This is a genomic window from Mycobacterium sp. VKM Ac-1816D (assembly GCF_000416385.1).
GTDB classification, from domain to species: domain Bacteria; phylum Actinomycetota; class Actinomycetes; order Mycobacteriales; family Mycobacteriaceae; genus Mycobacterium; species Mycobacterium neoaurum_A.
This window is the reverse complement of record NZ_AOHQ01000130.1, coordinates 139565-153318: the sequence shown is the minus strand read 5'-3', so window position 1 is coordinate 153318 and position 13754 is coordinate 139565. Positions and strand designations below refer to the sequence as shown.

Genomic DNA, 13754 nt, shown 5'->3' with positions numbered 1-13754 from the left:
TACGCAAGGGGAGGCGTGCACGACATGACCGCACATGCTGTAGTCCTGGGCGCCGGCATCGCCGGCCTGCTCGCTGCCGCGGCACTCGCCGATTCAGGCCACCACGTCACCATCGTCGAACGAGACCAACTACCCGACAGCCCGTCTCCACGTCGCGGCATTCCCCAGGGCCCGCACCTGCACAGCGTGCTGTCGAAGGGATGGCAGACTATCGAGGACCTCGTGCCCGGCGTACTCGACGATCTGGTCGCCGCGGGCGCCCACGTTCTCGACGACACGCAACTGGGTGCGCGGATGCACCTTCAGAATGGTCCGTACGGATTCAACCGCACCGACGCCCTCACCGACCCCGCAGCGTTGGCCCACTATCTGGTGACGCGACCGCAGTTGGAGTATGTGTTGCGCCGTCGCGTCACCAACCGGCCCACCGTCACGATCGCCGACGGCCAGGACATCGGCGAGTTCGTCGTCTGCCGACCCGGGCGCATCTCCGGCGTCACCGTTACCGACCGACAGACCGGCACCACACGCGTACTGGATGCCGAACTGATTGTCGATGCCAGCGGACGTGCCACACGCACACCCCTGCTTCTCGAACAGCTGGGCTATCCGCGTCCGCCCCAACGCGCGTTCAGGGTACGCGGCGTGTACTACAGCCAGCACCTGGCCATCGGCGACCAGAATTCCTTCCCGGAGCGGCTCATCCTGGTCATCCCGTCCGGTGGCAAGGGACGCGGCGGACTCATCGCCGGTGAACGTGGCACCTGGACATTGACCATCGCGACCCACGATGACGATGCTCAACGCGCACCAGAATCGTTGACAGACATGTTGACCCGTGCTGAGTCCTTCATGCCCGCACACGTCGTGCCCGCGATCCGTGAGGCCCGGGCGTTGTCCGATATCGCGGTGTATCGCTACCCCGGCGGTATCTGGCACCGCTATGACCGTGCCGCGCACCTGCCCGACGGACTCCTGGTCGTCGGGGATGCCCTGTGTTGCCTGGATCCCATCCACGGCCAGGGAATCACCTTGGCTGCCAGGCATGTTCACGTGCTACGCGCACACCTCGCCGTGCACGGCCTCGACAACCCCCAGGCCTTCTACCGAACGCTCGCCGAGATCATTGCGCCCGTCTGGGCCACCAACAGGCCGCCAACCGCTCACCGGCGAAGCGGCATCACCGAGCGAGCGCAGCGTCGAGCACTGCACTGGGTCCGGCACCGGATACTCGCAGCCGCCGAAGATGACATCGTGATCACCGAACGGCTTGTCCGCGTCGTCAACATGATCGATCCGCCACGGCGGCTTTTCGATCCGAGGCTTCTTGCTCGTGTCGCCGGGCATCACGTACGTCGAGCCCTACCATCACGCGATCGTAAGACCACAGACAGCATTTGACACCGCCGACCTCAGGCGGCGATGAGGCGGATGGGAAGTTGTGCGTAGCCGCGGATGATGTTGTTGACACCCCAGATCGGCCGGCCGGTCACCTCGATGCGGTCAACGCGCTCGATGAGCGCCTTGAGCATCGCCGTGGTCTCCAGCCGGGCCAAGCCCTGTCCGGCGCAGGCGTGGGCGCCGCTACCGAACGCGACGTGCCGTCCGGCATCGTTGCGGATGTCGAACACATCGGGGGCATCCCATTCACGTTCGTCACGGTTGGCCGAGGCGTACATCACCAGTACCCGAGCACCTGCCGGAAGGCGCACGCCGCCCACGACGCTTTCCCGCGCCGTCTTGCGGGTAAAAGCCCGCAGTGGCGACTCGAAGCGAACCACTTCGTTGATGGCGTGGGGAATCCGGGCGGGATCGTCCTTCAGCAGTTCCCACTGCTCCGGGTGGGTGGCGAACAGATACAAGGCACTGGAAATGGCGCTGATCGTCGTATCCAGCGACGGCGCGATGTAGTCGATGAGCAACGGTGGCACCTCTTCGGTGTCCAGGGTGCCTTCGTCGACGGCAGTCAGCAGTTCATGAGCCATGCTGCCGGGCAGCACGTTGCGCTCACGTACCACCCGCTGGGCGAAGCGCAGCATGTGCAGGCTTCGCGGAAGGGCCTGCAGCGCCTGCACATTGACCGGCCCGAGGATATCGAACGTGGCTGCGCCCCAGTCGAGTAGGTGTTTGCGCTCACCGCGGGGCCACCCAACCAGGTCGGGCACGACGGCCAGCGGTAGGGCGGTCGCCAGGTCGGCGACCCCATCCACAGTCCGCCGGGCCAATGCTGCATCGACGATGGCCCGTGCCAGGGCGTCGACGTCCTCGCCGAGGGTGCGCAGCGCCCGGGGCATCAGCCGGTGCGCGAGGAGCTTGCGGCGCCTGTCGTGATCGGCGCCGTCGCTGTTGAGCGTGGTGCCCCGCGACAGACGATTGGTCAGCGGATTGGCAGCAACGCCGTGCCCGGAAAGGAACAGATCATCGTCGCGCAGAGTCGCCTTGCATTCGCTGAAGCGCGGCAGGGCGTAGAGGCGATGTCGCGGCAGCCACACCACCGGCCCCAGCCGGCGCATCGCCAGGTAGTGCGGGTACGGGTCGATAAGTGCCGGGTGGGCATAGATATCGGGCCGGTATACCGGTACTGCCGTGGGTGGGCGAAACACGTCGAGGATTCCTATTCGTGAAAGGCTTGCGGCACAGGAAAAATCTGAAGGGCGGCCAGACTCTGTGCACGCCTATGGGTGGGCGTGGTGGTGATCGCGTCGAAATAGTGGAACTGCGCGACAGATGGTGGCGAGGTCGCGGCCGGCCATCATGACCGTGCCATCGGGTCGCACCACTGCGCCTGTGACGTGTTGGCGGCGCAACCATCGATCCAGGTCGGAACCCTGCTCGGCGTAGACAGCTTGCGCACCCCGGAAAATGAGGGTGTCCTGTTGCGCAGCGCTCAGGGCAGTGTTGGTGACGACCCCGAAGCGCGGCCCGAGATGCTCATCGAGGCGAGTACCGTCGTCGAGCAGTGCGTTCGGGCACAGTTGCCCAGCGATGCCGCCCGGACGCAGCGAGCGCCGCACCATCGTCGAAGAGTGAAGTGGCGGAGTGCGGGAGTCGATGACCTTCGCTCTCAGTCCCGGCACCACATGCAGGTGCGGCAGCAGAAGGGCTCGCGCCGCGGCGCCGATGCGCCCCCCGGAGGTCATGGCGCGACCGATGTTGAGTGCCAGCGAGATCATGTGGCGCGCGTGCGGGCGACGCTCGGTCTCATAACTGTCGAGCACGCTCGGCGCAAGATCGCGGTGGTGCACGCCGGCGATCTTCCAGGCCAGATTCATCGCGTCACGCAAACCGGCTCCCATACCCTGGCCGATGAACGGCGGTGTCAGGTGCGCGGCATCGCCGAGCAGAAACACGTTGCCGCGGCGCCAGCGGTCGGCGAGCTGGGCTCGAAATGTGTACTCCGCGGTGCGAATCAGGTGCAGCGAGGCCTCCTCGACACCTCGCATCCAGGGCGCGATCAACGGACGAAGCTCGGTCAAGGTGGCGTAATCGTCGACTGACTCGTGGTCCAACATGCGGAACTCCCAGCGGTAGCGATCACGACCGATCCGCATGTACGTCCCGGCTCGATGGTCGTCACAGAGCTGATGCACGCCCTCCCACTGCTGCAGGTCGGCGTCGGTCGCGATGTCGATCACCAGCCAGCGCTGATCGAACCCCATGTTGCGCATCTCGGCGCCGATCGCCCTGCGGACCATGCTGTTTGCCCCGTCGCAGCCCAGCACGAAGTCTGCCGTGATCACTGAATCCAGTCCGGTCGTGCGGTTACGCACTCGCAGGCGGAGCGGGCTGCCGGTGGTCAGCACGTCGACAACCTCGGTGTCACCCCGAAACTGCGCATGCCGGTACCGAGTCAGGTTGGTGCGCAACACTTCTTCGAGTTGCGGCTGGTCGAACATGTTGGCGGCCGGAAAGCCGTTCCGGGTGACCAAGGTGTCGCGCCGGAATCGTGCCAGCACGGTCATCTCACGGTCGATCAGCTGCAGACCACGGGCCGGCCAAGCGATGGCAGCGAACTCTTGCGCGACTCCGAGGCGCCCCAGGATGCGGTAGACCTCATCGTCGAGATGGACCGCCCTGGGTTGCGGGTAGACCTGCGACCACCGGTCGAGCACCAACGTCTCGACGCCGTATTGGGCCAGCAGTGTGGCCGCGGTGATTCCGGTGGGACCACCACCGACTATCGCCACCGGCACATGCTCGACGCTCTCCTGTTGCGTGGAGTTGGTCACGGTTCGGTGATCTCGTGGTTCACTGCGAACGCTTTCACCGTCCGCTCCACAGCGGCACGGTCGGCGGTCGCTGCAAGGTCGATCATGACCACTGGCACTCCTGCATCGATCGTGCCGTGCACACTGAGTACCCCCGCGTGACCGCTCAACGCCTCGGCCACAGCATGTTCGGCCGCAATGGCGCGAAGCGGCACCTTGTAGGGCTTGCCGACGTCGGTGACCGGTATCGCATCGATGATGGTGACGCACTTGGGCGCCGCCGCGCGTTCAGTGATGTGTCCAACGGCGAAGGCCGCCAGTTCGTCGCCGGTGACGGTGGCGCCGGGCCGCACAGTGACGAATCCGACCGGTACTTCGCCCGAGTGGGCGTCGGGTCGCGCCACGGCTGCGGCCGCGGTGACGTCGGGATGAGCCAGCAGCACGTCCTCGATGAGCGCGGGGTCGATGTTGTGGCCGCCACGGATGATGAGGTCTTTGGCCCGGCCCGCGAGGTAGATGAAGCCCTCCTCGTCGACACTTGCCAGGTCGCCGGTGTCGAGCCAGCCGTCGCGCAGCGCTCCACGACCGTCGAGCACGTAACCGTGCTCGGCACGTCCGGTGACGTAGCCGGGAAATACCGTCGGCCCACTGATGGCCAATGTGCCGACCTGCCTGGGTAATACGTCGTGCCAGGAACCGTCGTCGCCAATCTCGACGACGCGGAGTTGCTGGTAGGGCATGCGCTGTCCGACCGATCCCGGCCGAGGATGGTCGGCGAAGCTCCGCGCACTGGCGCACGTAGCCTCGGTGAGCCCGTAACCCTCGACCAGATTCACGCCCGTGGCACTGAGGAAGTCTTGGCGCACGGTGTCCGGTAACGCCGAGGCGCCCGACACCGCCGAGGTCAGCGTCGTGATATCGGCGTCGACCGGGATCTGGGCCAGCACCGCGTACACGGTGGGTACGGCGCTCATCGCCGCCAACCGGTAGTGTTCCACAATCTTCCAAAAGTGTTGATACAGGCCCATATCACGGTAGCCGAGCGGTCCTGCCCACACCACCGACCGGCCACGCAGCAAGGGCGCGAGCAGGGTGACTAGCAGCGCGTTGACGTGGAACAGCGGTAAGGCCGCGAACACCGCGGCATCATCAGCGAGGTCGGCGCTGAGTGCCACCATCCAGGCGTCGGCCACCTCGTTGCCATGGGTGTGCGCAGCCAGCTTCGGCATTCCGGTGGTTCCGCCGGTATGGAACAGCGCGGCCAGCTGCGCGGTATCGGGGGTACCGTCTTCGAGCGGTTGCGGGTCTTGTTCGGCCGCAAGTGTCGAAAGATAGCCAACGCGGATGCCCGACAGTGCGGGGAGCGGTTCCGGCACATCGTGCGCCAACGTCGGGCGCACCAGCAGCACGGTGTCGAGCAGACCGGCATCGGCCAGAATGGCGGCGCGTTCGATGCCTCTGGGGTCCAGGTCAGGTGCCGCAGTGATCAACAGGCGAGCGCCCGAGAGGCGGGCCAACTCGAGAACGTGCTGGTCCGACAGAGACCCGTTGATGGGTACCGCGATGCCGGCGGCCTGCGCCGCCAATGTGGCGGTGATCAGTTCGTCGCAGTTCGGGCTGATCAGCAGTACCGCATTGTCGCGATTGATCCCGCAGCGACGAAGGGCTTTCGCCGTCCGCGTGACATCGTCGGCCAGCTGCCCGAAGGTGCGACGTGCACCTCTCTGATAGTCGGCCCCCTCAGCCAAGACCGTGATCGCGGTGCGGTCAGGCCACAGTTGTGCGGCCCGCAGGACCACGCCGTAGGTGGATGTCGGGAGCCCTCGACTTTCCAAGGGCACCTGTTCGATGGCAGGCAGATCCTGGGGCGATTGCGCGGCAGGCCACAACAGATCGGCGTTCATGTGTGGCGCACCGTCAGCCGCTGCGCACCGAGGTCGATGGCCCCGTCATCGGTGCCGACCGATGCTTCGACGATGTCGCCGTGCTGCAGGTACTTCGGGTTGTTCGCCTGGCGAGAGAAGAAGGCTTTCCATTTCACCGCGGGCGGCAGCAGGTTTCCAATCATCTCGATGGGCTTGGGCGGGGCCGTCAGCGCGGTACCGGCCGGAGTGCCCGTCAGCACCAGGTCACCGGCAGCCAGGTCTTGGAAACGCGTGAGCGACTGCAGTGCCTGCAATGGGCGATACAGCATGTCTCCTTCGACCAGCGCATTCTGGCGTTCTTCACCGTTGACCGACAGCCTGAGCCGTAGATCACCGAAACGCCCGATTTCGTTGGCATCCAGGAGAACCAGGGCCGGCCCGACCGGGGTGAAGGTCGGGTACGACTTCGCTTCGTAGAATTGAATTTGGGGAAGTTGGATGTCACGGGCGGAGACGTCGTTGGTGATCGTCAGTCCGGCGATGACATCCGCGAGGTTGTTCTCCGTCACGGTCGAACCGGCCGGGACATCACGACCGATGACCAGACCGATCTCGACTTCGTAGTCCAGCAGTGCGACGTGCGCTGGGCGCACGATCTCCCCGAACGGGCCGGTGATCGACGCCGACGATTTCCGAAAGAACGTCAGGGGCACCGTCTTCGGGTTCATCCCGGAATCCTTGACGTGGGACTCGAAGTTCGTCATCTGCGCAATCACGCGGCACGGCGTGGTCACCGGGGACATCAGCGTCAGATCGTCGACGGACACAGTCTCACCACCGGCGGCAGCCGCTCCGATGGCGCCGCGGTCGGCCAGCAGCTCGGCGGTCGTGATGGCAGATGTGGAGATTCGGGAGGCACCTTTGGCGGTCTGCACCCACCAGCCATCGGAGGTGCGCAGCACAGTTGTGGTCATGAGATCGCTACTTTCAGTAGGCCGACGAGGCGGTTGAGATCGAATTCGTTGTCCCCGCGCAATGCGTTGACCATCGAGGTCAGCTGATGCGGCACCGCACGCGGGCTGGCATCGAGGAAGTCTTTTGTCGCCGGTGGCCCCCACTGGGCCAATCCGGATGCCGTGAACGGGGCCCAGCCGGGCTCGAGCGTGTTGTCGAACATGTCACCATCGGCGAAGTGCTCGACCAGGAACCCATCCGGATCACGCCAGTAGTCGAACAACTGGCTGCCCTGGATGTGGCGGCCGATGCCCCACGACCGGAAGTAGCCGCGCTCTCGTAGGTATTCACCGCCGGCGGCCAACGCGTCCAGATCGCTGACCTCGTACGCCGAGTGCACATACTGGTTGGCCGGCCCCAACGCCAGTGCCAGCGTGTGGTGGTCTGCCGGAGTGGTGCCGCGATCGCACCGGATGAAGCTCATCGCCGGCCCGCGCGCCCGCTGCCCTGGAAAAAACAGGAAGTCGCTGACGATCATCCCGAACGTGTCCAGATACCAGTTGAGTGTCTTCAGATAGGTGGTGGATTGCAACACCACGTGGCCCAACCGCTGGACGCGAGTCGGCACCCGTGGTGGACGTACGGTGTCGTTGATGCGCACCAGGGCCTGGCCGGTATTGAGGACCTGCGGCGGCTGAACAGGCTGGGCCGGCAACTCGCGCACACCCGCGACTACCTTGACCGCCATTCCACTCGGATCGGTCAGCTGCACCGCCGTCCCACCGATGGATTCCGGAAGCGCGCGCAGCGGGGCGCCGGTCTTGTCGGCCAACCGCAGCACGTCGACCTCGTCGGCGGCGCGTAAAGCCAATCCCGCGAACCGGGATCGCTTGCCGCGACGCAGGATCACGCAGGGAGAGCCTGCCTGCGTGCCGCGTAGGTACAACTGGTGCGGCTCACGCAGCGCAATACCGAAACCGAATGCACGCGCGAACGCTTCGGCCCGGACCAGATCGGGTTTGTCGAATTCCAGCCAGGCGATGTCCGCAACACGGATGATCGGATCCTTCACCCGCCCTGGATGCTCACCGCGCAGCGCGCCGTGTTCGCTGTGCAGGTCCTTGTGACCGTCCTGATGCGGCTCGACCGCCTGTGCCACGCTGCACCTCCTCCATCGGGTTTTCTGAGGAAATCGTCACACACGCCCAGATACTCAGTCAAGAGAAGTTGACGAAATCCTCACAATTGCCGCCGCTGCTATCATCGCGCCATGGATCTGCCCGAGCGCGGTATCGCCGCAGCTGCGGGTACGCCGGTCAGCCGCCTGGAGCGGCGCAAACTGCGTACCCGTCGCGCATTGATACGTGCGGCACAGGGCTTCATCGCCCAGGGAAAGACGAGCGTTCCGATCCTGGAGATCACCCAGGCGGCGGATGTGGGCATGGGGTCGTTCTACAACCACTTCGCCACAAAGGAAGAGCTCTTCGACGCGGCATTGGCCGATGCTCTTGACGATCTCGGCGCCCTGCTCGACGTTTTCACCGGTTCCATCTCCGACCCCGCCGAGGCCTTCGCGGCCAATTACAGGTTGAGCGGCCGACTGTTTCGCTACCGCCCCCAAGAAGCAGCATTACTACTCTCGCACGGCGACTCGTTGATCCTGTCGAATCGTGGACTGTCGCCTCGCGCGCTCCGTGACATCACCGCAGCCGTCGACCAGGGCCGTTTCACGATAGTCGACCCTGAGTTGGGCCTCGCCATCGCCGGAGGCATGTTCGTCGGCTTGGCCACGCTGCTGCGGGATCGACCCGAACGGGAGACGGCGGAGACCGTCGATGCCGTGACCGAACGCCTGCTGCGAACGCTCGGTATGACGCCCAAACAGGCCCGAACGCTCTGCCAGAAGGAGCTTCCGGATATCTCAGCTCTCCGCGATTCACCCGCCGGGTGGCCTGCGCTCATGAACCCCGACGCGCCCGCTCGTTCAACCGATTGATGCGTGTCGCCGCGTTGACCGGCAGTATGAAAGTCACTGAGCAGTAGGGGTTTTGCTTGCCGCCTTGTCGGCCCTCCGCCACCGCAACCGGGTAACGCCAATTACTCCCGCGACCGACCGTCGACCGATGTGGTGATGACGACGACGGCCTCGGCCGCACCGTCGATGGCGGCATACCGATGGCGTCGATCGCTCGACCAACTGAGGGCTTGCCCCTCCTCGATCAGAGTTTCCTCACCAATCGGTCCGACGAGCACCCGTCCGGCGACCACGGTGAGGTGTTCCCGGGAACCCACACCGTGCGGCGGCGAGACGTGGTCGGCACCCGCAGGAAACTCCAGGCGAAAAACCTCGACGGTGGCCCTCGCCAAGTTCCGCACCGACAGCAGGACCGCGCGCATTCCACCGGCGGCGGCCGAATGGACGCCGGGAACCTCGCCGACCAGTGCGGTCAGGGGTACATCGAGAGGTGCACACAGGGCGTAGAGGGTCTCGATCGTGGGATTGCGCTTGCCGGCTTCGATCTCGGACAGCGAGCCCTTCCCCACTCCGGCACGTCGCGCCAGTTCAGAGAGACTGAGGCCGCGCTCAGCCCGTAGGTCCCGTAGTTGGCGGCCGATGTCTCCCGCAGTCATTCCACTACGGTACGTTCTACGCACAGAACGTTCCGTAAACAGAACGAGGTTGGGTGGGTGGACCAGAACGTTTCGAAAGCAGTGCCGGTGTCCGCCGGGGTGGTGTGCGCGCTCGTCGGGTTCACATCCTCGTTTGCCGTAGTCCTTGCGGGACTGCATGCAGCAGGGGCGAATTCAGACCAGGCAGCGTCGGGTCTGACGGCGTTGAGCCTGGCGATGGGGCTGTCCTCCGTTCTCTTGGCGTGGAAGTTCAGAATGCCCATCACCAGCGCGTGGTCGACACCGGGCGCCGCGCTGCTCATCAGCACCGGCGCGGCGGCCGGCGGATGGCCCGCTGCCGTCGGCGCGTTCCTCGTCACCGCAGTCCTTCTCCTCGCGACCGGGCTCTGGCCAATGCTTGCTCGTGTGGTCGCCCGCATCCCACACTCGGTGGCGCAGGCGATGCTGGCGGGGGTGCTGCTGCCGCTGTGTATTGCTCCGGTGACCGCCCTGGCCGACGATCCGGTCGTGATTGCGCCTGTGCTGGTGGTGTGGTTGATCGCGGCGGCGATCCGGCCCCGCTGGGCGGTACCGGCGGCATTCGGCGTGGCCCTCCTCGTGCTCGCCGCGACGCTCGTGAGAGAACAATCGGTGCCCCCAGCATCGGCGTGGATACCGCACCTCGAGGTGACCACACCCAGCCTCACCGTGGCCGCCGTCACCGGCATCGCGCTGCCGCTGTACATCGTCACCATGGCCGCGCAGAACATCCCCGGCGTCGCGGTCATGAAGGGGTTCGGCTACCAAGTCCCCTGGCGCCCGACGCTCACGGTCACCGCGATCGCGTCGCTGGTAGCGGCTCCGTTCGGCGGTCACGCCGTCAACCTCGCGGCCATCAGTGCCGCACTGGCCGCGGCGCCGGATGCCGACCCCAACCCTCGGCGCCGCTGGATTGCTGCAGTCACCACCGGTGCTGTGTATTGCGCACTCGGCGTCGCCTCGACGGGATTGACATTGGCCGTGCTCGCGGCCCCGGCCGGCCTTGTGCAAGCGGTCGCCGGGGTCGCGCTGCTCGGGGCGTTCGCCGGCGCCTGCGCGGGCGCCATGGCCGACGAATCTGCCCGCCTCCCGGCCGCGGTGACGCTCGTCGTCGCGGCCTCGGGAACGACGGTCGCAGGAATTGGTTCCGCGTTCTGGGCCCTCCTGGTGGGCGTGATCGCCCACCGGATTTTCAGGTCGACCGTTCCGAGACGCACGTGATCGGGGGTGCACGAACACTTCGGCCAGCGGTGGGTTGCCGCTGACCCGTTCCACCGCAATCTGTTTAGAGAAGAAACGTCGTTCAAGTGGACGGTCCCGATCCCGGTGATATCAGGTATGCGAGGCCCTAGACAGCCAGCTGTCTCGCTTCAGAACATCGAGGCGAATCACAGGACTTGTCTCGGCAGAAATAGATCTCTTGCCAGCCGCACCCATGCACTTGCCGGCTTCGGCACTCTTCAACGTCTAGCGTGGACGCAATGGGGTTGTTCAGCCATGAGGTGTTCCCGGACCCGGGCGAGGGCGTTGTTGGCGGCGGGGCCGTTGAGAGGGCACGCAGTGCTGAAGTTGACCAATTCGGATCAGATGATCCGGTGGTCGTCGGTCCGGGGCTACCGCCCGAGGACGGTTCGTGCGGTCAGTTCGCCGTGCAGTTCCACGTGTCGACGTCCATGCTGGTCGGGTTGACACGTATTGCTGGGTTGCGCGGGGTCAGCGTGCCGGAGGTGTGCCGGCAGGTCATCGGTGTGTTCGTTGCCCAGCAGCAGGGCGAGTTGGGTGCGTTGCTCGCTGCTGAGACCGAGGCGGCAGAATACCGGCCGAGTTTGGGTGAGGCGTAGGCGCATCCGCGCGGTCCGGTCAACCGGTGCGTCATCCGCTTGTGGTCAGCAGCGTTGACGCGATCGTGGCGAGTGCTTTCACCGCGGATGTGGCGTCGCGCTGATACTGCGCATGCACAATGGCGCCATCGATCGCCAGGCCGAGTGCTTGTGCCGTGCGTGTTCGGCTCACACCGGGCGGAAGTGTCGCCTTGATGGCCGCAACCATATCGGCTTTGTGCCGAGCGGTGATGGCGTGGACCTCGGGCAGTTCGGCACCGATCTCGTTGACACTGTTGATGAACGCACAACCACGAAACGAGTCCGCGGTCAGCCATTCTTCGATCGCCGATACCACGGCCGGGCGACGACGACTGCGGGCAGCGTGGCGATCGAGTGCGTCGACAAACCAGTCCATCCAGCGTCGGTGCCGCAATTCCAGGAACGCCAGGATCAGTGCGTCCTTACTGGGAAAGTGACGGTAGAAGGTCACCTTGGTGACACCAGCTTGGGCTATCACCTTGTCGATGCCCGTCGCTCGAATTCCCTCGCGGTAGAAGAGCCGGTACGCCGTGGCCAGTATCCGTTCCCGGGCCGGGAGGCTCGGGACGTCGACATGCGGATCCAGATTCTGGGCGACGTTCACATCATCATTGTAGACAGCTCTGTCTACATGCGCTAGCGTATTGACCGTGTAGACAGATCTGTCTACACGGTCTGGCTCCACGAAAGAAAGACAACGACGATGAACATGCCTTCCGAGATCGATGTCAAGCCCCCGGTTCCGCCGTTCACTGACCAAACAGCCGCGCTGAAGGCCAGGCTTGCTGAAGACGCCTGGAACAGCCGCGATCCTCAGCGCGTAGCGCAGGGCTACTCGGCTGATAGCGTCTGGCGCAATCGATCAGCGTTCGTGACAGGCCGTGCGCAGATCATCGAATTCTTGAGCGACAAGTGGCACCGCGAACACGAGTATCGACTCATCAAGGAACTGTGGGCGCACAGCGAAGACCGCATTGCGGTCCGTTTCGCATACGAGTATCACGACAATTCGGGCCAATGGTTCCGCGCCTACGGCAACGAGAATTGGTTGTACAACGAGCACGGCCTGATGACACACCGGCACGCCAGCATCAACGACGTGCCGATCACCGAAGGAGAACGCAAGTTCTTCTGGGACATGAACGCGCCACGGCCGGCAGATCATCCGAGCCTGTCTGAACTGGGACTGTGACTTTTGCGTCTCGCGCCCCGGCATCTCGACAGGTGCCACGGAGCTCTCGACGAGGGCGCCTGCAAAGCAGCTCTACGGAGGGGCATCGAGCTCTTTGGTAGCAAGTCGGGTGTGGCTGCAAGATGACATGTCCCGACCCGCTGATCAGACAGCAGTCCGTCGTCTCGCACCGGCGGCGCCATGGCTTATCTCATCGAGCGTGGCCAGGGTCTGTGCTGTCCGCCTCCCAAGTAATCACCGGACTGCGCTGATGCGGGCCTCCCGCGAAATCGCCGATTCTGCGGGAACATAAGTGTCGTGAGGACCGGGCTTTCGGGAGCGAGCAGATTCTGGATCAGTGTGGCGGCAGGCATTGCCACCGGCGCGGTCACATGGTTGCTGTCAGACCGCTGGCCGGTCGGCCTGCTCGTGGTGGTCATCGCCACCGCGACGATCTACGTCGTATGGGCAGTCAGCGTGCTGTGGCCGATGGATCCGGAACGCACCCGCGTGCATGCGAGCGAAGCGGATGTCGACGACGAGATCGGCGATCTCGTGATGCTGCTCGTACTCGCCGCAAGCCTTGCGGCAATCGGAATATTGCTGGCGTCCGCCAACGACCGGGACAGGGTCTCCTATGCGGGTTTGTCCCTGGTGGCGATCTTCGCGACGTGGGCGCTGCTCCACACCATGTACACGGCGCGCTACGCCCGCATCTACTACCAGGGTGAGCCAGGCGGCATCGACTTCAATGCGCAGGTGCTTCCGCGCTACGTGGATTTCTACTACTTCTCGTTCAACCTCGGGATGACCTACCAAGTGTCCGATACAGCCGTCACCGCATCCGCCATCCGGGCCGAAGTCCTTAGACATTGCCTTTTCAGCTATATCTACGGGACCGTAATCATCGCGTGCACAATCAATCTCGTCATCAACCTTGTCGGATGACCGAACACATGCCGGAGAGACTCCCGCGGGTGTCCAAGTACGCCGGTCTGTTGCAGTTCCTGTTGCCGTACTAGTTCGCACGCCGGGCGAAGGACCC

At 64.8% G+C, this 13754-nt stretch carries 13 protein-coding genes; 6 read left to right on the top strand and 7 right to left on the bottom strand.

Annotated features, from left to right (window positions below):
- Positions 1-24 precede the first annotated feature (24 nt).
- Complete coding sequence (locus G154_RS09505) at positions 25-1401, top strand: NAD(P)/FAD-dependent oxidoreductase (RefSeq protein WP_031601260.1); 1377 nt, start codon at positions 25-27, stop codon at positions 1399-1401.
- Positions 1402-1412: 11 nt separating this feature from the next.
- Here the strand turns inward: G154_RS09505 and G154_RS09500 are convergent, their stop codons facing one another.
- The 5 genes from G154_RS09500 to G154_RS09480 all read right to left on the bottom strand — a co-directional run bounded on the left by G154_RS09500 (position 1413) and on the right by G154_RS09480 (position 8186).
- Positions 1413-2603, bottom strand: coding sequence for a cytochrome P450 (locus tag G154_RS09500; RefSeq protein ID WP_023985115.1), 1191 nt, complete (start codon positions 2601-2603; stop codon positions 1413-1415).
- Between the two features lie 72 nt (positions 2604-2675).
- Complete coding sequence (locus tag G154_RS09495; protein ID WP_019512194.1) at positions 2676-4229, bottom strand: bifunctional 3-(3-hydroxy-phenyl)propionate/3-hydroxycinnamic acid hydroxylase; 1554 nt, start codon at positions 4227-4229, stop codon at positions 2676-2678.
- Positions 4226-6112 (bottom strand): acyl-CoA synthetase, encoded by a 1887-nt coding sequence (locus tag G154_RS09490; protein WP_019512193.1) that lies wholly within the window; start codon positions 6110-6112, stop codon positions 4226-4228. The genes G154_RS09495 and G154_RS09490 overlap by 4 nt, the downstream gene beginning before the upstream one ends.
- Positions 6109-7047, bottom strand: coding sequence for a fumarylacetoacetate hydrolase family protein (locus G154_RS09485; RefSeq protein WP_019512192.1), 939 nt, complete (start codon positions 7045-7047; stop codon positions 6109-6111). The genes G154_RS09490 and G154_RS09485 overlap by 4 nt, the downstream gene beginning before the upstream one ends.
- Entirely contained in the window at positions 7044-8186 is a 1143-nt protein-coding gene (locus G154_RS09480) for a VOC family protein (RefSeq protein ID WP_019512191.1), read from the bottom strand. Before G154_RS09480 ends, G154_RS09485 begins: the two co-directional genes overlap by 4 nt.
- 111 nt (positions 8187-8297) lie before the next feature.
- Here G154_RS09480 and G154_RS09475 point away from each other — a divergent pair, with 111 nt between their 5' ends.
- Positions 8298-9023 carry a TetR/AcrR family transcriptional regulator gene (locus G154_RS09475; RefSeq protein WP_019512190.1) on the top strand — a complete coding sequence of 242 codons (726 nt, stop codon included), beginning with the start codon at positions 8298-8300 and terminating at the stop codon, positions 9021-9023.
- A 101-nt stretch (positions 9024-9124) separates the two neighbouring features.
- Here the strand turns inward: G154_RS09475 and G154_RS09470 are convergent, their stop codons facing one another.
- Entirely contained in the window at positions 9125-9658 is a 534-nt protein-coding gene (locus G154_RS09470; protein WP_023985114.1) for a helix-turn-helix domain-containing protein, read from the bottom strand.
- An 87-nt stretch (positions 9659-9745) separates the two neighbouring features.
- On the opposite strand from G154_RS09470, the gene G154_RS09465 reads away from it, so the two are divergent.
- Positions 9746-10897, top strand: a complete 1152-nt coding sequence (locus G154_RS09465; protein ID WP_081649969.1) for a benzoate/H(+) symporter BenE family transporter — start codon at positions 9746-9748, stop codon at positions 10895-10897.
- Between the two features lie 260 nt (positions 10898-11157).
- Entirely contained in the window at positions 11158-11517 is a 360-nt protein-coding gene (locus G154_RS09460) for a hypothetical protein (protein ID WP_023985112.1), read from the top strand.
- A gap of 31 nt (positions 11518-11548) precedes the next feature.
- Here G154_RS09460 and G154_RS09455 read toward each other — a convergent pair whose 3' ends face one another.
- The gene (locus G154_RS09455) at positions 11549-12142 is read right to left on the bottom strand and encodes a TetR/AcrR family transcriptional regulator (protein WP_019512186.1); all 594 of its coding nucleotides are present in this window, start codon (positions 12140-12142) and stop codon (positions 11549-11551) included.
- 99 nt (positions 12143-12241) lie between these two features.
- Here G154_RS09455 and G154_RS09450 point away from each other — a divergent pair, with 99 nt between their 5' ends.
- Both G154_RS09450 and G154_RS09445 read left to right on the top strand, forming a co-directional pair.
- Complete coding sequence (locus G154_RS09450; protein WP_235215540.1) at positions 12242-12730, top strand: nuclear transport factor 2 family protein; 489 nt, start codon at positions 12242-12244, stop codon at positions 12728-12730.
- Positions 12731-13027: 297 nt separating this feature from the next.
- A complete protein-coding gene (locus G154_RS09445) occupies positions 13028-13657 on the top strand; it encodes a DUF1345 domain-containing protein (protein WP_019512184.1) in 630 nt (209 codons plus the stop codon).
- The last annotated feature ends 97 nt before the right edge of the window (positions 13658-13754 follow it).

Bases quoted from the DNA above. Each gene is read 5' to 3' on its own strand.
- G154_RS09505 (WP_031601260.1), top strand. From the start codon at position 25: ATGACCGCACATGCTGTAGTCCTGGGCGCCGGCATCGCCGGCCTGCTC.
- G154_RS09470 (WP_023985114.1), bottom strand. From the start codon at position 9,658: ATGACTGCGGGAGACATCGGCCGCCAACTACGGGACCTACGGGCTGAG.
- G154_RS09450 (WP_235215540.1), top strand. From the start codon at position 12,242: ATGAACATGCCTTCCGAGATCGATGTCAAGCCCCCGGTTCCGCCGTTC.
- G154_RS09475 (WP_019512190.1), top strand. From the start codon at position 8,298: ATGGATCTGCCCGAGCGCGGTATCGCCGCAGCTGCGGGTACGCCGGTC.
- G154_RS09490 (WP_019512193.1), bottom strand. From the start codon at position 6,112: ATGAACGCCGATCTGTTGTGGCCTGCCGCGCAATCGCCCCAGGATCTG.
- G154_RS09460 (WP_023985112.1), top strand. From the start codon at position 11,158: ATGGGGTTGTTCAGCCATGAGGTGTTCCCGGACCCGGGCGAGGGCGTT.
- G154_RS09485 (WP_019512192.1), bottom strand. From the start codon at position 7,047: ATGACCACAACTGTGCTGCGCACCTCCGATGGCTGGTGGGTGCAGACC.